We start from the raw sequence: 21,973 nt of genomic DNA, 5'->3' as shown, positions 1-21,973 counted from the left end.
TTCTGCATCAGGCCCTTCATTATGAAACAACATCTTTTTCCCGCTTCCCTGACTAAATTTGCATTACTCAGTCTCAGCGTTGCCGGTGTCATGATGTTGAATGGATGTGCAAAACAAAAGGAACAGACCACACTGAAGATCGGTTATCAAAAGTATGGTCTGTTACCCCTCATTAAGGCACAGGGCCATCTTGATCAGGTCCTGAAAAACAAGGGCGTGCAGATCAGATGGGTGGAATTCCCGGCTGGCCCGCAGCTGCTGGAAGGTCTGAATGTCGGCAGTGTTTCCTTTGGTGAAGCCGGTGAAGCTCCCCCGATTTTTGCACAGGCTGCAAATTCCAGTCTTGTGTATGTGGCCAGTCAGCCAGCGGCGCCACAGGCAGAGGCACTGATTGTTCCGGCAAATTCAGACATTCAGACCATACAGGACCTGAAAGGAAAACGTGTTGTCCTGAACAAAGGCTCAAATGTCCATTATCTGCTGCTGAAACTGCTGCAAGCCAGTCAGCTGAAACTGAGCGATGTTCAGGTGGTCTATCTGCCACCGGCAGATGCACGTGCAGCCTTTGAAAAAGGTGTTGTGGATGCATGGGTGATCTGGGACCCATTCCTTGCAGCAGCGGAACAGCAACTCGGTGCAAAAGTCATTGCCACAGGACAAAACCTGGTCAGTAACCATCAGTTCTATCTGGCAGACCGTCAATTTGCAGAACAGCATCCTGACATTTTAAAAACGGTGGTCAATGAATTAAACACCACCACACAGTGGGTATCGCAGCACCAGGCCGATGCCGCAAAATTGCTTGAAAAACCGACAGGACTGCCGCTGAGTGTACTGAATACCTCCATCTCACGTATGAGCTTTGGCGTTCAACCCATTTCAGCAGCCGTGGCCAGAGAACAGCAATTTGTGGCCGATGCCTTTTATCAGCAAAAGCTGATTCCCCACAAAATTGACATTCAACAGGCCATATGGGCGGACAAATAGTTGTGGCTACATTTTCACGGATGCTCAAAGGAAAACGTTATGAAAATTTTCTGGTTTATACCCACTCACGGCGACAGTCGCTATTTAGGCACCAGCAAGGGCGCTCGTCAGGTTGATCATGCCTATATGAAACAGATTGCAGTAACCGTGGATCATCTGGGCTATGAAGGTGTACTGATTCCCACCGGGCGTTCCTGTGAAGATCCGTGGATCACCGCAGCCAGCCTGATTGATGCGACCCGTCATCTAAAGTTCCTGGTTGCACTGCGTCCCGGGGTCACCACGCCTGCACTTGCTGCCCGCATGGCCGCAAGCTTTGACCGTTTATCCAATGGTCGTGTGCTGCTGAATCTGGTGACCGGTGGAGATGAACAGGAATTAAAAGGAGACGGCGTCTATGAAGACCATGCCACCCGTTATCAGACAGCGACCGAATATGTAAAAATCTGGCGTGAAATTTTAACCCGCTCGCATAGTGGTGAATCCTTTACATTTCATGGTGATCGTTTGCAGGTGGATGATGCAAAACTGTTGTATCCGCCAGTTCAGCAGCCCTATCCGCCACTGTGGTTTGGCGGATCATCTGATGATGCAATTGAACTTGCGGCAGATCAGGTGGACACCTATCTGACCTGGGGAGAACCACCCGCTGCCGTCAGGGAAAAGATCGCCCATGTGAAAGCAAAGGCTGCGGCCAAAGGCCGTCAGCTGAACTATGGGATCCGCCTGCATGTCATTGTCCGCGAAACCAATACAGAAGCCTGGCAGGCTGCCGATGAGCTGATTCAGTATGTCGATGATGCCACCATTGCTGCCGCACAGCAGAAATTCAGGCAGATGGATTCCGTCGGTCAGCGCCGTATGGCCGACCTGCATCAGGGTGACCGTACCCGACTGGAAGTCTCACCCAACTTATGGGCAGGTGTTGGCCTGGTCCGTGGTGGAGCAGGCACCGCACTGGTGGGAGATCCACAGACCGTGGCAAATCGCATCCAGGAATATGCTGAACTGGGCATTGATACCTTTATTTTCTCGGGTTATCCACATCTGGAAGAATCCATTCGCTTCGCCGAACTGGTATTTCCCCTGTTGCCGCTGGCCACCCGCCAGAGACTGGTGCAGCCCAGTCTGACCGGACCATTCGGTGAAATCGTAGCCAACAACTATGTGCCGGATGCAAATCAGAACAATCAATCACTGCAGGAACCGGCATGAATATCCTGAATCAGCAAACCACTCAAAGCCGGGTTTCACGTGGAACCCGGCAAATATGGCAACGCCTGCTGCCCTGGCTTGTTCCTGTTCTATTGATTATCATCTGGCAAATTGCTTCAAAAAGCGGCTTGTTGCAAAGTCGCATTTTACCGGCACCCACTGCAGTGGTCTCTGCCTTCTGGGGCCTGCTGCTCAGTGGGGAGTTGTGGCAGCATGTCCGAATCAGTGCCGGACGTGCCCTGCTTGGCCTGCTGACTGGCGGTGGCCTGGGCTTACTGCTGGGTCTGCTCAATGGTTCCTCCCGAATCGCATCCACCCTGCTGGACACCACCCTGCAAATGATTCGGAACATCCCGGCACTGGCACTTATTCCGCTGGTGATTTTATGGTTCGGAATTGATGAATCAGCCAAATTATTCCTGGTGGCAATCGGTGTTTTTTTCCCTATGTATATCAATACCTATCATGGGATTCGCGCTGTCGATCCCCAGCTGATTGAAATGGGGAAAAGTTACGGTCTGAGCCGCTGGCAACTCTACCGGGACATTATCCTGCCCGGTGCCATGCCTTCCATACTGGTGGGGCTGCGTTTCTCCCTTGGACTGGTCTGGGTCCTGCTGATTGTCGCTGAAACCATTTCCGCACAATCCGGTATTGGTTATATGACCATGAATGCCCGGGAATTTTTACAGACCGATATCGTTCTTGTCGGCATTCTTCTATATGCCCTGCTGGGTAAATTAGCCGATGTATTTGCCCGCTTGCTTGAGCAATATTTACTGCGCTGGCACACAGCTTACCAGCCTCAGGAGTAACCCATGACCGATTTAAGCATCAGCCAGTATGCCCGTGAGGTGGTTCCCAGTAAAGACCAGCCAACAGAACAACAGCGTATGGGTGCTGAAATTTACATCGAACAACTGCATAAGTTCTACGGCCACGTCAAAGTGCTTGAAGATCTGGATTTACAGATTGAAGCTGGTGAATTTGTCGCCATTGTCGGCCGCAGTGGTTGCGGTAAAAGTACTTTGCTGCGCCTGATTGCAGCGCTGGAACACCCCAGTTATGGCGAGATTAAATTTAAATCATTGCGGAACTTCCGTGAAGGCATTACCGCAGATGATATCCGAGTCATGTTTCAGGATCCAAGATTATTGCCCTGGAAAAATATTCTGAACAATGTTCAGCTGGGCCTGGCAAAGGACCAGCATGGCAAAGCGGTACAATTACTTGAAAAAACCGGACTCAGTGAAAAGGCACAGCTATGGCCATCACAGTTGTCCGGTGGACAGCGCCAGCGGACCGCACTGGTCCGCGCGCTGGCGCATACTCCCCGGGTATTACTGCTGGATGAACCTTTGGGTGCATTGGATGCACTGACCCGTCTTGAAATGCAGAATCTGATTGAAAGGTTATGGCAGGAACAGGGCTTTACCGCCCTGCTGGTGACTCACGATGTCAGTGAAGCCATACAACTGGCGGATCGGATTATTTTACTGGATCAAGGCCGCATCACCCGGCAATTCAGCGTTGAGCTGCCCAGACCACGCCACAGGGATGCAGCTTTTGCAGCACTTGAACAACAGGTATTACAGGCCATTCTCTGTACCTGAAACTCAACACTTTGCAGCAGTTAAGGCTGCCAGGCCAACTGCTGTATCAGTGAATATACAGACAAAGATCATTTCATCTCCAATGATGAATTCCGGCATTTCAACAACCTGATCAAACCACAGACCAACCCCGGTTACTGCATCCAGAGCACCAGTCCGTTTACTGTCAGATTTTTATGCTCAGATTGAAACAGCCATCTGCCCCACATCGGCCGGGCATGTTTTATTGATCACAACAGTATCATCCGCTGACTCGCGTTGTACTTTCAGGCTGCTGTAATCGCTTAGACAGGCTGCAAAATACAGCAATTGGACATGCTTTTGTCACATGGTTTAAAACAGCAAGACTATTTTTGTTACATAAAACCCGTGGTTTTCTTTGCTTTCCAGCCTGATTAATGTCAGCCAATTCGTTAAGATAATTACAAAATGTTTAAGTCACAATCACCCCCATATTGGCAAGTCAGTCCACTATGTTTTTAGAAATCACATGATTGCATCTACAAAAGATATGAAGAAAAAGAGGAGAATGCTTACAATCTTTGTATTAGATATACAAACTTAATAATATATTCAGGAAATAATAGAAAAATAATCCGGTTACATGCCCACAAAGCAAACAATTTAACGTACAATTTGTGTTTCCTTTTTTTTAATATATTGATGATATGGAACAAAAAAAGAGTGTTCAAAAAAGACAACAATTACTTGCTGCTGCGCTGGATGTCTTTTCCCTCTATGGTTTCAATGGGGCCAGTCTGGATGAAATTGCCCGTATGGCAGATATGCATAAGTCCAATATTTTCTATTATTATGAAAATAAGGAAGCACTTTATGTTGAAGTGCTGACCACAGTCATGCAAAAGTGGCTTGCGCCGCTGCAAACACTTGAAACAGAACTGGAACCCACCGAGGCATTGACTCATTATTTAATGACCAAAATTGAACTCTCCAGAACGCAGCCCAAGGCATCCAAATTATTTGCACTGGAAATTATTCAGGGCGCACCGCATATTTCAACCATTTTAAAAGGACCATTAAAAAAATTATTTAAACGCAAAGCCCGGGTCATTCAGGGCTGGCAGGAACAGGGTAAAATTTCAGACAAAATTGACCCGGAATTACTGATCATTAATATCTGGGGGTTGACACAGCACTATGCCGATTTTGGCGCACAGATTGAGATGGTCACCGGTAAGTCCCTGCGCAATAAAAGTATGTACCAGCGAATGATTGCGCATTCCATCCATGTGACTTTATATGGGGTATTACCGCGCGGCAGTTAATCGATCCTTATTCACCCATTTGCTGAAATAGTTCTGAATTCAGACAAATGCTGATTACTGCGGATGACCACCGGCCCATATAAACCGAATCAAACGCTGTACATGAACTCTCAGTTCATAAAATGCAGGAGACCAGCCCTTACAATTTAAATCAGGCATCCATAATATTCTCCGTGTCACCTCCGGCCTCTGTTAAACAGGTTCCAGATAACCGTTTTACGCCATCAATCGGTTTAAATATCCACTCCCACCAGCATAAAATAATTTGTCAGATCAAACACAATTGCAAGACGAAATTGTGAGAATATGGCAATATATATCCTTTTCAAGTTTTAAGCTTATTTTGAAATCATGAAGCTATTACGTCTGAATGCCTTAGCGCCTGATCTTCAATTACCAGAAACTGCGGTGACCATTGGCAATTTTGATGGTGTCCACCTGGGGCATCAGGCCATGATCTCCCAACTGAAATCCATTGCGGCAACACAGGGACTCAAAACCCTGGTGATCATATTTGAACCTCAGCCGCTGGAATACTTTAAAGGTTATGACGCGCCGCCCCGCATCAGTTCATTGCGGGAAAAAGTCGAATATCTGACCGAACTGGGCGTTGACTACATTGCAATTGCCAAATTCAATGATCAATTCAGAAACTTAAATGCCGGCACTTTTGCTGATATCTTAAAACAAAAACTCAATGCACAAAGCCTGGTACTGGGCGATGACTTCCACTTTGGAAAAGACCGCCAGGGCAACAGTGAATTTTTAAGACAACATGGTTTTCATGTCATCAATTTAAATACTGTGGAGTTTGAGGGAGAACGGGTCAGTTCCACCCGGATTCGCCAGGTCTTGCAGGCAGGCAATTTATTGCTGGCCTCAAAATTACTGGGACGCCGTTATAGCATCATCGGCCGGGTACAATATGGTGACCAGATTGGGCGAACCCTGAATTTCCCGACCATTAATGTCCGCCTGGGACGTCACAGACCCTGTCTGCATGGTATTTACGGAGTGGATGTCATCTGTGAAACAACTTCACTGACTGAAAAAGTCATAGAGGAAAATTCAGATAAATCAGGAATTTCCGGCTACCAGACAGGTTCATTGTTCGGCGCAGGTCATGTCGGAACCAGACCGGCTATTCAGCAGCAACATCCGGAATGGCGATTGGAAGTACATTTTCCTGATGTTTCTGCTAATCTGTATGGCCTGTTAATGCGGGTCACCTTCCTGGACTGCCTGCATGGTGAGATGGATTATCCTTCACTGGAAGCATTGCAGCAGGGAATTGATGATGATGTCGTACAGCTGCGTGAATTTCGCAAAAACACCCCCATATTCCCCTTTTAACCCGGATTTTTATTGTAAAACATGTCAGCAATCCTGCTGATCATATTGGATGACAATTTGCATGAGCGAAAAGCAAACTCCTGAAAATGCAGTGGATTATAAAGCCACACTCAACTTACCCGGTACTGAGTTTGCCATGAAGGCAAATCTTGCAGTACGTGAGGCAAAATGGCTGGAAGAGTGGTATGCCGACAACATTTATCAGCAGATTCGTGCATCGCGTATTGGTAAGAAAAAATATGTCCTCCACGATGGCCCACCCTATGCCAATGGTCAGATTCATCTGGGGCATGCCGTCAACAAAGTACTGAAGGACATCATTGTCAAAAGCCGGATCATGGATGGCTTTGATGCACCCTATGTGCCAGGCTGGGACTGTCATGGTCTGCCCATTGAACTGAAAGTGGAAGAAAAAATCGGCAAGGTCGGGGTCAAAGTCGATGCCTCAACATTTCGCAAAGCCTGCCGGGAATATGCCTATACCCAGGTCGAATTACAAAAGAAAGATTTTGTGCGGATGGGTGTGTTCGGTGACTGGGATCACCCTTATCTCACCATGAATTTCAAACAGGAAGCGGACATTGTCCGCGCCCTGGGTCAGATTGAAAAAGCCGGCCACATCCAGCCGGGACTGAAACCGGTCAACTGGTGTATGGACTGCGGCTCAGCCCTGGCTGAAGCAGAAGTTGAATATGAAGATAAAAAATCTGACGCCATTGATGTCGGTTTCGGTGTGGTTGACCTGGCAGACCTGTCTGAACGACTGGGTATTATGGTTTCCAGACCCACCGATATTGTCATCTGGACCACCACGCCCTGGACCATACCGGCCAACCAGGCCGTGGCATTACATGCAGACATTGAATATCAGCTAATTGAAGTGCAGACAGACCGCGCCAGCCAGAATCTGATTCTGGCACGTGACCTGGTCGAATCTGCCTGTGAACGCTACCAGTTAAAAGAGCCGCAGGTACTGGCAACTTTCAGCGGCAGCATACTGGAAAAACTACAGCTTCAGCATCCACTCATTGCCGGACGTCAGGTGCCTGTCATTCTGGGGGAACACGTGACTGCAGCCAATGGTACCGGTGCAGTACATACTGCTCCTGGACACGGTGTGGATGACTATAAAGTCGGTCTGCAATACGGCTTAAGCGTGGATAATCCTGTTGGCGGCAATGGCGTATATTTGCCTGATTCGCCCCTGTTTGCAGGTGAACACATCTACAAAGCCAACCCACAGATTATTGAAGCGCTCAACAAATGCGGCAAATTATGGGCACATACCACTATTAAACACAGCTATCCGCACTGCTGGCGCCATAAAACCCCGATTATCTTCCGTGCCACACCACAGTGGTTTATCAGCATGGATGAAAAAGGCCTGCGTGAAACGGCGCTGAAAACCATCCGTGATGATATCGAATTTATCCCGGACTGGGGTCAGAACCGTATGGAATCGATGGTTGAAGGTCGCCCGGACTGGTGTATTTCACGTCAGCGGACCTGGGGCGTGCCCATCCCGTTCTTTGTGCATAAGGACACCCATGCGCTTCACCCGCGGACCCCTGAACTGATCGAAGAAGTGGCTAAACTGATTGAGCAGGAAGGTGTTGATGGATGGTTTAACCGGGAAGCCCGTGACTTTATTGGTGATGATGCTGAACAGTATAATGCTGTGCGTGATACGCTGGATGTCTGGTTTGACTCCGGCACCACCCATTATACCGTCCTCGATCAGCGTGAAGAACTTACCGACCCGGCCGATTTGTACCTGGAAGGTTCAGATCAGCACCGTGGGTGGTTCCAGACTTCATTACTGACCAGTATTGCCATGCATGAACGTGCACCCTACAAAGGACTGCTGACCCACGGTTTTGTGGTGGATGAAAAAGGCCGCAAGATGTCCAAATCACTGGGCAATATCATTACGCCTCAGGACATCATCAAGGACATGGGGGCAGATGGCTTACGCTTCTGGATTGCCTCTTCAGACTATCGTTATGAAATGACCGCAGGAAAGGAAATTTTCAGTCGTGCCTCTGACGGTTATCGCCGGATCCGCAACACCCTGCGTTTTCTGCTGGCCAACCTGAATGGTTTCACGCCATCGACAGATGCGCTGGCCGTCGATGAGCTGATTGCGCTGGATCAATATATTCTGCAACGTGCAAGTGAAGTTCAGCGCACCATTCGCCAGGCCTATGACGATATGAATTTCCATATTGTATGCAGCACACTGACCAATTTCTGTATCAATGACCTGGGCGGTTTCTACCTGGATATCATCAAAGACCGTCAGTACACCACACGGGCAGACTCGCAGGCGCGCCGTTCAGCACAGACTGCACTGTATCACCTGGTACAGGCCTTTGTCCGCTGGATGAGCCCAATCTTAAGCTTTACCGCTCAGGAAGCCTGGCCACTTATTCCGGAACAGTCTGAAAAATATGTATTTACCGCAGAGTGGTACCCGATTCCTCTTGCTGCTACCGCCAATCTGATTTCAGAAGCCGACTGGCAGACCTTGATCCAGATCAAATCCGCAGTAAACAAACAGATTGAAGCCGCACGTAATGCTAAAGTGATTGGCAGTAATTTATCGGCAAAGGTTGAGCTGTGGGCGCATGCCGATCTGCAAAAAGTACTCAGCCAATTGGGCGATGAATTGCGTTTTGTACTGATCACCTCCCAGGCAGAAGTTTATGATTATGCTGAACAGGGCGAAGCCACCGAGCTGGATGGTTTGCGTGTCCGGATTTCAGCAGCAGCCGGTGAAAAATGTGTCCGCTGCTGGCATGTACTGCCAGATGTCAACACACATGCAGGATATCCCGGTTTATGCGGACGCTGTATTATTAACGTCACAGGCAGTGGCGAAGTGAGAAAATATGCTTAACCCTCCGTCTAAAAAGGGCCTGTTTCAGTTCCATGCCCATAATCTGGCCTGGTTTGGATTGGCTATTCTTACCATTGTGCTGGATCAATGGACAAAATGGATAGCCAGTACCCATCTCAATTATGCAGATCCGGTACAGGTATTACCTTTCCTGAACTGGACCTTATTGCATAATAATGGTGCAGCCTTCAGTTTTCTGTCCGATGCAGGTGGATGGCAACGTTATCTGTTCACCTCACTGGCAGGGCTGGTTTCAGTGGTGTTTATTTTCTGGTTAATGCGCATGCCCCGGCACAGCGTGGTATTACCGGCGGCAATTGCGCTGATTCTGGGGGGCGCCATCGGCAATCTGATTGACCGTGTTACATTGGGCTATGTAGTTGATTTTATACACATCTATTATAATACCAGTCACTTCCCGGCATTTAATATTGCCGACAGTGCCATTACATTGGGCACCATTTTATTATTAATTGATACCTTCTTTCTGGAAAAGCAGCGTATCCAGCGTGCGGAAGCGCAACATGACTGAAATCATTAATCCCGGTGATGAAACCCGTATCGCCGCAGGTTCAAAAGTGGAACTGCATTTTTCGGTTGCCATTGAAGGCGGTGCAGAAATTGACAACACCCGCAGCCGCGAGCAACCGGTCAGTCTGGTCATGGGCGATGGCAGCTTGCTGCCGGGTTTTGAAAAAGCACTGTATGGATTACGTGCCGGTGACCGCCGTACCGTCAGTTTGCAGCCGGAAGATGCTTTTGGTCCCTGGAACCCGGAAAATGTCCAGAAATTTGATACGGTTAAATTTGAACAGACGCCGGTGGCTGGCCATATGATTGAATTTGAAGACAAAGCAAAATCAAGCCTGTTCGGGGTGGTGATGTCTGTCAATGATGACATAACCGAAGTGGATTTTAACCACCCACTGGCCGGTAAAAATATTACTTTTGAAGTTGAAATTTTCAGGGTCACACCGGCAGGACAGCAGGGTATCCAGATCATGTAAATGAACAATGCCGGTTTTTAAAAGCGCCTTTTTCAGGCGCTTTTTTATGTGAATAAGATGATACAAATCCACTCTATGCAAATGTCCACATTCATATTAAGTTAAAAGTCATCACTGAAAACAAAGGCTTAAGTATGAAACTATATATCATCGTAGGCAGTGTCCGTGAAGGTCGCGTGGCCATAAAGATTGCAGACTGGCTTTTAAGGGAAATAAAAAAACTTGATTTCAGTACACTTCAGCCAGAAATTGTCGATCTGAAAGAATGGAACCTGCCCTTCTTTGCAGGTGCGAAACCACCGGCAAGTGGTATTTATGACCAGCCAAAACAACGGGAATGGGCCGATAAAATTGCCGCAGGAGATGCCTTTATTTTTGTAACACCCGAATATAATCACGGCTACAGCCCGGTTTTAAAAAATGCACTGGACTATATTTATAAGGAATGGCAGGCCAAACCCGCCGCCTATGTCAGCTATGGTGGATCAAATGGCGCACGTTCCGTTGATCAGATCCGGCAGGTCGGGACCTCCATTGGCATGATTGACTCAAATGCGGTCATACAGATCCGCGACATTGGCCAGCGCAACAAAACCGAATCATTTGAAGGCAATGAGTTTGACAATAAAGCCATTAAGCTGATTATCAACAAACTGATTCAATACGCCAATGTCTGATGGTCAGACAAAATGCCTGTACGCTCAGGCTTACATCCATCGTCTGATATAACATCTATGGCTGCACTGCATATTTCATTATTCTACAGTTATCGGGAACAGGAAGTTTCTGAAATACAGAATAACAAAAAATAAATCAGTTCAGGGATGAAAGGTACGACAGGAGTTATACCTTGCAATGAATATGAAGAAGCCCCGTCAGGATGATGGGGCTTTTTTTAATGATCTAAAAAATTCACTCGAAGACTTTGTTAATTTTCCCAGAAGAATTATTCCCGGGGAATGGTCAAAAGCAGGATTTATTTTATAATCACATATCAGCAGAAGTCTTAATTTTCACACTTTATCTATATTAGTTTTTTGAATTTCTGTATTCATATAGCCACATGCAAATTAAAGGCTACATCTCTTTAAATTCGACACCAAAAGCCCATTCTTAGAAATAACCATAGTCAATTTTCCATTGAGGAAGAGCTTGGAGTTTATCCAATGTAGTTCAAAAAGTGCATTTGGCTATATACACCAAATCATATTAAAAAAGATATCCATGAATCAGAAATGTAATGAAAGATTATTTATTGTTATAAACAACCTGATCATATAGTTTTTTGGGAGGAGGTCAAACCTTGCGTTTAGGCGCGAATGTGGTAAATTATGCTATAGTGCACTTGAGTAGTCAGGTCACTACCGATATTTAAAACCTCGCATTTGCAGGATGGGGTTAATTTAAAATGAAACACTCAATATACTGTTAAGACAAATCAAAGATAGGTGATTTTTTAGTAAGCTTTTTTAGCATTTTATGCGGGAAAATTTATTCACAGAGAGTTGGTGGGAAATAACCCTATTGCTTTTCATTGTTTGGATGGTGATGTATTTTTCAATAAGAATAGATCGTGGGCTCACAGAAGTGAGTATTTAGTTTTTATCTACAGAAAGTTAGTAATTTATGAAAAAAATATTAGTTGGACTAGTTGGTTGTTTAGCTGCTTTTGCAAATGCTGCGACTTTGGAATGTGAACATAGCTATTCATTATTTAAAGAAATAATCCAAAAAAAATCAGATGCCGACTATATGAGTGGCTGGGATGAGATACATGATTATATTGCGAAATATGATTACACACAGATATTTAATAAAAATCACCCAGGTAAACAATTTTGGGTAGATAAACATTTATATTTTGCAGAATCATCCTGGGGTAATAATCAATGGATAAGTCAACGGGAATATAATAAAAGAATTAAATTAATTGTTAAACGCAATGCCGAAAGTGTTTTTAATCCATACTTCCATGAGATTCTGCCGCCTAAAGCTAATGTTTTAACTCAATCAGGTGAAATATGTGTAGTGCCAGTTCAGGCGTATCTTAAAGTAGAGGGCGAAACAGCACTGAAGGAAGAGGGAAATCAAAAGACACCAGAAAATTTAGTGCTTGAGGCCATGCGAATTGATCATATTTTTGTTAGAGATATTAAGAACAATGAGTGGCGTGTTTTAGAGTTTAATAGTTATATTACAGATAAGGATTTTTATGAATTTTTTCCAGACCTACCTGATAATATTAAAAGTGAATTGGATGACGGTGTTGTTGAAGCTCAGGAGGCAACAGCAGAGCAAGTAGAGGACCAGGATTGAATAAAATTAAGTCACCGTCATGATCTGCCCCCCAATAAGCTGGACAGTTCAATTAATCGGCTTTTAAGGACTGAGTCCTGTTCTGTACAGGACTCAGTCCTTTTAATTTAACCCTGATTCGATCATGGTTGTAATAGTGAGTATATTCTTTCACGGTTTGCTCCAATTCATCAATCATAGCCACATGTAAATTAAAAGCTACATCTCTTTGAATCCGATATCCAGGGCCTAACAGATGGAAATATTCTGCTGACTCACAATATTTCTGACTTTCCTTTTCAGTACAGGCCATGCCTATTCAATCGGATTTAAATCAGGGCTATATGCCGGAAGGTAGGCGATTCGTATAACCAGATGTACTTTTTAAACTACACCAGTAAACTCTAAACTTTTCCTCAATGGAAAAGTGACTATGATTATTTCTAACAATAGGCTTTTGATGTTGAATTTAAAGAAATGTAGTTCTTAATTAACATTTTGCTATACTAACCTGCAATGTTAAGTCGATTCGCCAGCTGCGGAACCTGTTTGCAAGGAGTCGTTCCAATGCTGTTTGACCGTATCAAAATCGAGGGGTTTTCTCCACAGATCCTGGTATGTCCATTCTGTATTAGGGATGCGCCATATAATTTCTACTGGAATTCCATCAGGATCTTTTCCGTACACAGAGAGATGCATGGCTTGATAGACGCTATCCATATACGCATTTGCTGCTTTTAAACGGTCGCCTAATTTCTCCAGTTCTGCAATTGTTCCTACTTCAAATGCAATATGAAAAATTCCGGGCGAGGAAGGCTCACCCCAACCCGGGCGAGGTAAACTTGCATTTGGAATTAAAGCAATATCATGGTGGTTAGTAGATTCTCCCTGTGCCCGAAAAAACCGCATTTCTTTCCAGTCGCTTTGTTCGGGAAGGGTTGTTACCCACTCAAGACCCAGGACATCTCTATAAAATTGTGTAGATAGATCAAGGTCTGAAACGGATAAAACAACATGGTTGACTCGACGGATTGTCATTCATTTTCCTTGTTTTTAACGGTATAAAATAAGAATTGATAGAACACAATGCAAAATTTTATGATTTATTCTGTTGAGATTTTACAATACGATGTATTAACGTCCCGGCGTCAAGCAATTGTTTTCGCTCAGTATCGGAGAGACATTGCATTGCATCCAATAGCCATTGATCACGTATAACGCGGGTTGCATTGACACGTTGTAATCCATTAGACGTAAGTGAAAGTCGTACTTTACGTTTATCTGATAAATCTGCAACACGTTGTATTAACCCACGTTCTTCTAAATCTTTTAAAAGTACTGCTAAGTTCGATGAACGCAGCTCAAGTTCAAGTGCAACTTGTTTTGGCGTGGCTTCACCGTTGTATCGTTGAATTACGCCGAGTGTCATTAACGCCGCCCACGTTTCATTGTCTGTACGAACAGACCGTTTTAATAAACGAGTTAAGGAGACTATTGCTACACGAAGTTCTGATACTTCTTCAAATTCATTGATATGTTCCATATTTGTTATATTATAATAGTTATTATTATATAGCAATATTTGCTGCTATTTAACGCCCTGAGTTGATCTAGGGTTAGATGATTCCCGATGAAATTGTTTCATGTATTCTAAGACTTACTCGAGGTTCCAGCCTTAATTAGAGATGTTGGGATTAATCAGCTGTCAGGAAAAACAGCGTTTATTTTTCCCAGGTTTTACGTGTGGTGTTACTCAGGGATTGAACTGTACCGAGATTGCCGGAGAGCAACTTTCCTGAGATGAGAAACACTGCTTCGCAAGGCGTCCCGATGACAAAATCAAAATTTACTCGCGAAATCACAGAAAGAGCTATACGCTTATTTTTTTGAATCTGGAAAAACTATCCATCGACTTGGGCAGCAATTACAGCAACTGCATCGGAGATGGGTTGTACACCTGAAACACTTCGCTCTCGGCATAAACGATATGTAGCTCAACAAAACCCTGTTAATTAAAGTGCACAGCTATCTGACCAGCAACGCATCAAACAACTTGAACGTGAGAATAAAGAGTTATAACAGGCAAATGGAATTCTTCGCAAAGCCGCCACTTTTTTCGCCCAGGTGGAGCCAGACCCCACACAATTAATGTTTGATTTCACTCATGATTATAAAACTCACTATGGCGTTGAAGCGATTTGCAACATATGCGCCATAACTGACCTGTCCACCACCTGTAATTGGAGAGCCTTAATCCTTATTTCAAAGTACTTCAAATTCAATACGGCGGTTTTTCTTACGGCCTTCCGCTGTCGTATTGTCAGCAACCGGTTTTTGTGAACCTGAACCAGCGGTGGCCAAACGTGTCGCAACAATACCTTTACCCACCAGATACTGCTTCACCGCATCTGCCCGTTGCTGACTTAAAATTGCATTTTTCTGAGGATCACCAGAGCTGTCGGTATGTCCAATAATTCTGACATTATTGCCCTGAACCTTATTTAAAGCCACCACCATTTCATCCAGAATCCGGGTGCCGGCCGGAGTCAGGATTGCACTGCCGGATTCAAACTCAATAATCCGGTTTTTCAGCGCATTATCAACCACGGCCTGCTCCGCCTGATTGACCGAAAGTTCTGCATTTAACCGGTACGGCGGCTGTACCATGGACTGAAATACATCGGTCAATGGCTGAATCTCCGCCTGATTTCCCATTTTTCCACTCAGATTCACCTGAATCCCGCGCACCGTTAATTTACCCTGGCTGACTTTTTTCAGATCCGGGGTAATCACACGGGTCACCGAGTCACTCCAGCCATTGGGCGCAGACACGGCCCGGATCTGTATTTTATCGACCACCTGATCCTGACCATATACGGCACGCAGCCTGGTCAGAATCGCCTGCTTGCTCGCATCATTGGGAACCGCGCCTTCAACCACAATCGGCTGGGCAAAAACACAGCTGCTGAATCCCAGTCCGATGCACAGGATGACTGGCTGTAATCGCTTTAGAAATTGATCAATTCTGTTCATGTTATTCTTCTATAAAGGTCTGTCGGAATAATTTCATGGCCTGATTCAGACTCAGCTGTCTTTCACATAATGACTGTTCAAATGCTGCCAGCCCTGCATTCTGTTCAAGATATCGGTCAATCCAGTCGGCATGCACCAGGGAAACCCAATGGTCATTGTCCATATTGCGGGTAAAAACATCACTTAAAGCCAGAATATCCGCTCCCTGAAAACCGAACAATAAAATCGGTGAATCGCCATGCAGAATGCCAATCAATGCTTCCGTATTATGTTTCGACAGGAATCGACCAATTAAACTGACCCAGAACGCCGCAATTTCATAGCAATAACTATGATTATTAACCGGCAGAATCAGCACTTTATTCAGTTTTTCCGTGCCTTTTTTGATAATGGGCTGCAATAACAGCCCTAAACCAATCATACTCTGTGCCAGTTCATAGACACTGATCTGCAGCAGTTGTGCAAAGGAATGCATGGTGTGATCTTCAAGAAAATCATGACTCTGCGATGCGGTTAATACCTGTACTTCGTTGCTGATTTTACCGAGCTCATCCAGTAGTACATCCGGTTCACGTATATTGCGGAAAGCCTGATTTTTCTGTACCAGCTCCATGAGAACCGGTTTATGGATATATGGTGCATACAGTAAATTCTGTAAAGGCGACTCCACTTCCATTAAATGACCAAGCACCATGGGAAACTGTCTGCCGGAACTGTCCTGGCTGGTCATTAAATTTGCCACCAGAAACATCCGCTCTTTAGGGTTGGCAATGAATAAATCCAGCGAAGGTAAACTGGCATACGCCTCATTAAAGCCTGGCTGACGCATGGCATGATCCAGTGCTTCCGTTATCCACTGGTCCAATACCTGAATCAGTGCATATTGCCCTTTGGTTTTCAGAAAGTCTCCGCGTGCAGGACTTTTTCCATAGTATAGCGGGGTCGTCTTTAATAATTGCATCCGTCTCTCCCCTGTATTATCGCATCAATTTGACTGATCATTGCGTCCTCCCTGCATGATCGGCAGCAGCAGTATCCGAAGAAACGGTACTCTCCACGGACGGTTGTGCAGCCGGAGCCGAGGCAGGTGTGTTTGCCGCCGCTGGTGCCTGTTGAGCCGCGACCACCCGTGCCGACTTACTGGTGGTTACCTTATCCACCAGTTGCAGGCCGGAATAACCACGCCCTGAACCGACTGAACCACCACTGTTACCACTGTTACCACTGATCAGACGGAAATTCATCTTAATGGACAATGCCGGGTTCTGCTGACTTACCCAGGTCATTTCAAAATTGCCGTTCAACGGTTTGCGCTGTGCAGAATCAATCAGACGATTGATGCCGTATTCACCCGGCTCGTCAAAAATCGTATGGGTCTGTCCTTCCAGGTCCACCACCGTAATCCGTGCACCGGGAATGGCACCCTGATTCGGCCATACAAAATTTACCCATTGCTGAATACCGTTTTCATAGACCATGCGCTGACCATCGATATCGATGGTATAGGACAGCAACTGCGGATTCTGTAACGGATAAAACTGGAAGTTGGACTGATTTGCAGCAGCAGGTGCTGCCGCAGACTGATTCAGATCCCCGGTTGCCACACCATTGGCCGGCGCCACATAGTTCTGAAAGTTCATGACAAACTGAGGATTTAAACTGATGCCCTGATCTTTCCAGGTCTTTGAGGTCAGCGTATAACCACGGCGGATCACAAAGGGATCGAGGGTTTCTTTCACAAAACGGGCAATACTGCCATTTTCACCCATGATCTGCCCAATCTCATGACTGGTCGCCTGAATGGTGGCAGAAGAATTGAATGGATATTTCTGGCTCAGATTCTGACTGAATGGCTGATAAGCCTGCATCACCCACAGTTTATTGATTTCATCCTGGGTCGGTGCAATCAGACTTTCAAAAGCCTGGGTCAGAGGACTGACCAGCAGTTTCTGCACCATTTGCTGATCCAGTTCATTCAGTCCTACAGTCAGTTTTTCATCCACCGTTTTCTGTGTGGTATTAAACACCGACGTCTGTTCATTAATGGTCTGTCGGGTTAAGGCCATGACATTTGGACCGATATCACCCGAGCTTTTTAAATCATTGAATTTACTTCGTATCTGAGAAAAATTCTGCAGATATTCGTCCAGCAATGATTTATTCTGCTGATCATCCCGTTTACGGACCAATTGATAAAAGACCTGAAATTGCTGGGAAATCGGTCCCTGTGCCTGAGTCATGGCCTTTTGAGCAGCATCTCCCTTACCCTGACCCAGTACTTTACGTTTAAACCAGGCCACAAATCCCGTCTGTGGTGCGGCCAGTTCAGCCTGTACGATCGGATTGTCCCAGCTGGTTTCCTTCGCCACCCGATCCAGTAACGTCCGGATCGGCGAATTCTGTGGTTCACCAAGTGAATCTACAATTTTAGCCTGCTGAACAAAATCAGTACTCCTGGCATAATGCATTCCATTCAGGAATTTTTTCCATTCCGCTATATATTCCTGCTGATACAGCTGAGTCAGCTGTTTACGAATCTGGTCCGGACTGCCACTGAAGGTCAGGTCATCTGACTGCGCACTGTTCAGCACCCAGTCCCGGGTATCTGTCGGTTTATTTGCAGCCTCGTCTATCGCCTGCTCCACATAATCATGCCAGGCTTTATGGGTAAACACACCTGGCAGGGCATAACTGCCCAGTACAGTTGCTTTGTTCACCTCACCGACGATCTGTGCCGTGGTCAGTGCAGGAAAGCGTACAGCTGCCCGCATTTTAATTTCATTATAAACCCGGTCACGTGCCGGCATGCCGCGTATTACTGACAGTAAAACCTGACGGGTCTGATCCACCAGCTGCACATCTGATTCAAGGACCGGGAATTTTTCATCATTGGCCAGGGTCATGGTATAGGACAGAACTTTTTCTGCTTTCTGAATCATCTCACCACGGGGCATCTGACCACGACTGGCATCCAGCCACGAACGCCAGAAACGGGTCAGCTGATCACTCAAATGACTGGCATCCATATATTGTGGATTACTCAGCATCAGATACGCTTTTAAAGCATTGTAGGCATCCTGCGGATTGTTGTCGGAAGGCTCCGTTGCCACCTGGGTGGCTGCAGTCTGTCTGATTTCCACATTGCTGTGATTCTGCTTCAGCTGTTCCTGATTACCCGTCACCCGCTGTAAATATTGCGCAATATTCTGCTGGGCCGGGGACAGCACAATCTGCTGAATTCCTTTTAAATACTCGCGCTTTAACCGGTCACGCAGTTCATTGCCCTGATAAAGGCCAAAACCGAATTTTAAGGGGCGATTTTTATTGAAATCATCCAGTCGCTGCTGTAAAACCAGCAGGGCATCCAGCTGAGTGGACAGCTGCTGACCGGAGATCTGCTCCATCTGCACCACTTTATTCAGATCGGCCTGAACATCTGCAATCAGCTGCTGATTATTCCGGTACGACCATACCCACAGCCCAAGAATGACCGACACACCCAGTAATGCGCCAATAAATCCCAGATAGCGTCTGCGTTTTCTGGCAGGGTTAATATGCTGTTTGACCAGATTTTTATCTTTCAGGATCACTTCTGAAAACAGACCTTTCAGAAAATAACCATGATTCTGTGAATTGGTCGACTGAGCAGTATCTGGCTCACTGGCCATGATTCTGGACAGGTGGAATTCTTCAGCAATCTGCTGGGTCATCGGACTTTCAATGGTGCCTTCCTGCACCGCACTGGTAAAGTAAAAGCCGCGGAAAACCGGTTTAAACTGATATGGGTTTTCTTCAAACAGCGTCCCGATAAAGGTCTTCAGCACCGGCTTGAGTGTTTTAAACTCCAGTGGGAATGTCATCACACTCGGAGAAATATTTTTTGAATGGCGGCGGCTTAAATGCGTGGTACTGACACTTTTCAGGCCATCATATAAAATATTGTAATGCTGCTCGAACAGCGCTGTGGCATTCTGTGCGGCCTGCGGATCATAGGCAATGGTAGCGCCCCAGACCTGATCAAACTCCCGGGCATCGTAACATTCAAAAAACTCGGTAAAGCCTGCAATCAGGTCCATCTTGGAAAATACCAGATACACCGGTGCAAAAATTTCCAGCCGCTCGGTCAGATCCTGAATACGGGCGCGTAAATTCTTGGCCAATTTCAGTGAACTTTCCGGACTCTGGCTGACCAGTTCTGCAATGCTGACAATCACAATCAGCCCATTGATCGGTGCCCTGGAACGGTTTTTCTTTAACAGGCTTAAAAAGCCGAGCCATTCGGAGTGGTCCTCCGTATAGACCGAATAACGGCCTGCGGTATCCAGCAGGACCCCTTCCGTAGAGAAAAACCAGTCACAGTTACGGGTACCGCTTAACCCCGCGGACACCATTTTCTGATGTGTTTCTTCAAAAGGAAATTTCAGTCCGGAATTATAAATTGCTGAGCTTTTCCCGGCCGCAGGATTACCAATGACCATATACCAGGGCAGCTCATACAGTGCCGCATTGCCTTTTTTATCTCCCAGCCTGGATTTACGAATCAACTGAATCGAGTCCTTCATCTGCTGGTTGATCAGCTGAAGTTCGTCCTTGTCCTTTTGCTTACCGTACTCGGCCTGGTTATCCTTTGTGATGGCTTCCACCAGCGCCTCACCCTGCTGAGCATGACGCTTCCGCTGGATTAGCCAGTAGATGCCATAGCCGATTAACCCCAGCGCATAAACACCCGCCAGAATCCAGAAATATTGCCGTGGAATCATGTTATACGACGACACCAGCGCAACAAATAAAGACAGGGCAATAATTGCTTTCGGATGGGTAATGTATTGCCACAAATAACCTAGAACTGTATACATGCTATTCTCTTTTTATACTTTTCAATCAATAAAACCGCCATCATGATACAAACCCTGCCCCCACAAAAACCTGTGTCTGCGCATGTTTTGTACTGTAAATCATGGCAACCTCTGCATCTGACTGTAATCCCAGCATGAATCCCAGCAGGTCTGATAAATGCCGGGTATACCCCAGTCCTGATTGACTATATAAATAATGGTGAGGCTCTATCGGTGACGTCAGAAAGTTCTGTTGCAGTTTCCTGAACATCCTGATACCGGACGGATCATCCAGAATCAGTACAAATGGATTTTCATCTTCATACTGCGTCAGTTCATTGATCTTCAGTGCCTCCAGACTGTCTGATATCTCTTTTTCATTCAATACAATACGGACATCCCTGACGGCATTTAAATCCCCGACCTGAACCGCCGGTCCCGTCAGGAAGCAGGCGCCTGCAAACTCTGCCGGGATATGGTTCACCGACATGCCAGACTGTTGATTCATAAATCCCTGATCCAACTCAGAATCAGCCACAATCATCAGCGAAACCTGCTCCGACTGATGCTGTATCTGTTTCAGCAATGACAACCATTCACCATACGCCGCCTCTTTATGCCAGTAATGATATTGCAGCTGAAGCTGCTCATGAATGATGTTCAGCGGGGTCAGATGATCCTGTATCTGATCAGAACAGAATGGTTCATCCCAGACCTGCAGCAAATTCTCCGCAAGAATGATATGAATATTCAACTGTGTTAAACGGGCAACCGGTTCAGCCACAGGTTCAGCTTCCTGTTCGGCTTCAGTCTCTGCCTCCGGATCAACCCATGCCGGATGCATGCGGTAGACCTGCGCCAGCGGGCCATCATAAAATAATGCCGATTGTTTCAGCTGTGCTGCAATTGTCGCCAATGATGTGTCATGCTGTTCAAGCTGTGTCTGAATCAGCGCCATAATGCGTTTGTGTCTGCTATTCATGCCCTGTTCAACCGCTTCTGCCAGGTCGTCAAGATCGGCAATCCGGTAAGAGACCACCTGTACATTCTGCTCATTGACCAGTTGCGAATCCAGGGCGGCGGCAGGGCTGTGCTCCAGGGCCTGTAAATGTGCAGGCCCTTCTCCGAATGAACTTACTGTACTGACCGACAGCACATACAGCTGCACCCATTCCGGCGGTTCACCCGACTGTGTTTCCTCAGGCGTTTCAGCTTCGGCATTCTGCGCTTCAAGTTGCTGTTTCTGCTTTTTTTCCTGTCGGTACTTATACCATCTGAACATCAGCACCGGACTGAGCAACAGCAGACTGATGCCCAGGGGAATCAAACCAAAATAAAGCACCAGCTGCTGCGGACCGGGTTCAAACTGAATGTCCCGCCAGTAAAAAATTACCACGGCGGAGACAATGACAAAAACACCGGCCAGGGTACCCAGAAAAATTTTCAGCAT

Annotated in this window: 17 protein-coding genes and 2 pseudogenes; 12 read left to right on the top strand and 7 right to left on the bottom strand. The window is 46.2% G+C overall.

Annotated features, from left to right (window positions below; all coding sequences use genetic code 11):
* The first annotated feature begins 21 nt into the window (after window positions 1-21).
* The 11 genes from ACT6PV_RS00260 to ACT6PV_RS00210 all read left to right on the top strand — a co-directional run bounded on the left by ACT6PV_RS00260 (window position 22) and on the right by ACT6PV_RS00210 (window position 12,676).
* Window positions 22-987, top strand: coding sequence for a sulfonate ABC transporter substrate-binding protein (locus ACT6PV_RS00260; RefSeq protein WP_445114539.1), 966 nt, complete (start codon window positions 22-24; stop codon window positions 985-987).
* A 39-nt stretch (window positions 988-1,026) separates the two neighbouring features.
* Window positions 1,027-2,202: an FMNH2-dependent alkanesulfonate monooxygenase gene (gene ssuD / locus ACT6PV_RS00255; protein ID WP_445114538.1), complete on the top strand. Its 1,176-nt coding sequence runs from the start codon at window positions 1,027-1,029 to the stop codon at window positions 2,200-2,202.
* Window positions 2,199-3,017, top strand: a complete 819-nt coding sequence (ssuC, locus tag ACT6PV_RS00250; RefSeq protein WP_445114537.1) for an aliphatic sulfonate ABC transporter permease SsuC — start codon at window positions 2,199-2,201, stop codon at window positions 3,015-3,017. Before ssuD ends, ssuC begins: the two co-directional genes overlap by 4 nt.
* A gap of 3 nt (window positions 3,018-3,020) precedes the next feature.
* Entirely contained in the window at window positions 3,021-3,815 is a 795-nt protein-coding gene (locus ACT6PV_RS00245) for an ATP-binding cassette domain-containing protein (RefSeq protein ID WP_445114536.1), read from the top strand.
* 659 nt (window positions 3,816-4,474) lie between these two features.
* Complete coding sequence (locus ACT6PV_RS00240) at window positions 4,475-5,101, top strand: TetR family transcriptional regulator C-terminal domain-containing protein (protein ID WP_445116977.1); 627 nt, start codon at window positions 4,475-4,477, stop codon at window positions 5,099-5,101.
* Window positions 5,102-5,452: 351 nt separating this feature from the next.
* Complete coding sequence (ribF, locus tag ACT6PV_RS00235; RefSeq protein WP_445114535.1) at window positions 5,453-6,454, top strand: riboflavin biosynthesis protein RibF; 1,002 nt, start codon at window positions 5,453-5,455, stop codon at window positions 6,452-6,454.
* A 61-nt stretch (window positions 6,455-6,515) separates the two neighbouring features.
* Window positions 6,516-9,353, top strand: a complete 2,838-nt coding sequence (gene ileS, locus ACT6PV_RS00230; RefSeq protein WP_445114534.1) for an isoleucine--tRNA ligase — start codon at window positions 6,516-6,518, stop codon at window positions 9,351-9,353.
* The gene (gene lspA / locus ACT6PV_RS00225) at window positions 9,346-9,885 is read left to right on the top strand and encodes a signal peptidase II (RefSeq protein ID WP_445114533.1); all 540 of its coding nucleotides are present in this window, start codon (window positions 9,346-9,348) and stop codon (window positions 9,883-9,885) included. The genes ileS and lspA overlap by 8 nt, the downstream gene beginning before the upstream one ends.
* Window positions 9,878-10,360, top strand: coding sequence for an FKBP-type peptidyl-prolyl cis-trans isomerase (locus tag ACT6PV_RS00220; protein ID WP_445114532.1), 483 nt, complete (start codon window positions 9,878-9,880; stop codon window positions 10,358-10,360). Before lspA ends, ACT6PV_RS00220 begins: the two co-directional genes overlap by 8 nt.
* Window positions 10,361-10,494: 134 nt before the next feature.
* Window positions 10,495-11,037 carry an NADPH-dependent FMN reductase gene (locus ACT6PV_RS00215; RefSeq protein ID WP_445114531.1) on the top strand — a complete coding sequence of 181 codons (543 nt, stop codon included), beginning with the start codon at window positions 10,495-10,497 and terminating at the stop codon, window positions 11,035-11,037.
* Window positions 11,038-11,986: 949 nt separating this feature from the next.
* Entirely contained in the window at window positions 11,987-12,676 is a 690-nt protein-coding gene (locus ACT6PV_RS00210; RefSeq protein WP_445114530.1) for a hypothetical protein, read from the top strand.
* Between the two features lie 52 nt (window positions 12,677-12,728).
* Here ACT6PV_RS00210 and ACT6PV_RS00205 read toward each other — a convergent pair.
* The 3 genes and pseudogenes from ACT6PV_RS00205 to ACT6PV_RS00195 all read right to left on the bottom strand — a co-directional run.
* Window positions 12,729-12,851: pseudogene (locus tag ACT6PV_RS00205) on the bottom strand (IS3 family transposase); the annotation flags it as partial.
* 323 nt (window positions 12,852-13,174) lie between these two features.
* The gene (locus tag ACT6PV_RS00200; RefSeq protein WP_445114529.1) at window positions 13,175-13,693 is read right to left on the bottom strand and encodes a VOC family protein; all 519 of its coding nucleotides are present in this window, start codon (window positions 13,691-13,693) and stop codon (window positions 13,175-13,177) included.
* Window positions 13,694-13,751: 58 nt separating this feature from the next.
* Entirely contained in the window at window positions 13,752-14,198 is a 447-nt protein-coding gene (locus tag ACT6PV_RS00195) for a MarR family winged helix-turn-helix transcriptional regulator (protein WP_445114528.1), read from the bottom strand.
* A 347-nt stretch (window positions 14,199-14,545) separates the two neighbouring features.
* On the opposite strand from ACT6PV_RS00195, the pseudogene ACT6PV_RS00190 reads away from it, so the two are divergent.
* Window positions 14,546-14,875, top strand: a pseudogene (locus ACT6PV_RS00190) (transposase); the annotation flags it as partial.
* 42 nt (window positions 14,876-14,917) lie between these two features.
* On the opposite strand, the gene ACT6PV_RS00185 reads toward ACT6PV_RS00190, so the two are convergent.
* From ACT6PV_RS00185 to ACT6PV_RS00170, 4 genes are read right to left on the bottom strand one after another with little or no spacing between them, the layout of a single operon-like run.
* Window positions 14,918-15,688, bottom strand: a complete 771-nt coding sequence (locus ACT6PV_RS00185) for an OmpA family protein (RefSeq protein WP_445114527.1) — start codon at window positions 15,686-15,688, stop codon at window positions 14,918-14,920.
* A 1-nt stretch (window position 15,689) separates the two neighbouring features.
* Entirely contained in the window at window positions 15,690-16,649 is a 960-nt protein-coding gene (gene tagF, locus ACT6PV_RS00180; RefSeq protein ID WP_445114526.1) for a type VI secretion system-associated protein TagF, read from the bottom strand.
* A gap of 37 nt (window positions 16,650-16,686) precedes the next feature.
* Complete coding sequence (gene tssM, locus ACT6PV_RS00175) at window positions 16,687-20,544, bottom strand: type VI secretion system membrane subunit TssM (RefSeq protein WP_445114525.1); 3,858 nt, start codon at window positions 20,542-20,544, stop codon at window positions 16,687-16,689.
* Window positions 20,545-20,584: 40 nt separating this feature from the next.
* Entirely contained in the window at window positions 20,585-21,973 is a 1,389-nt protein-coding gene (locus ACT6PV_RS00170) for a hypothetical protein (RefSeq protein ID WP_445114524.1), read from the bottom strand.

This window comes from Acinetobacter sp. WZC-1 (assembly GCF_052544965.1).
This window is presented reverse-complemented; position numbering and strand designations above follow the sequence as displayed.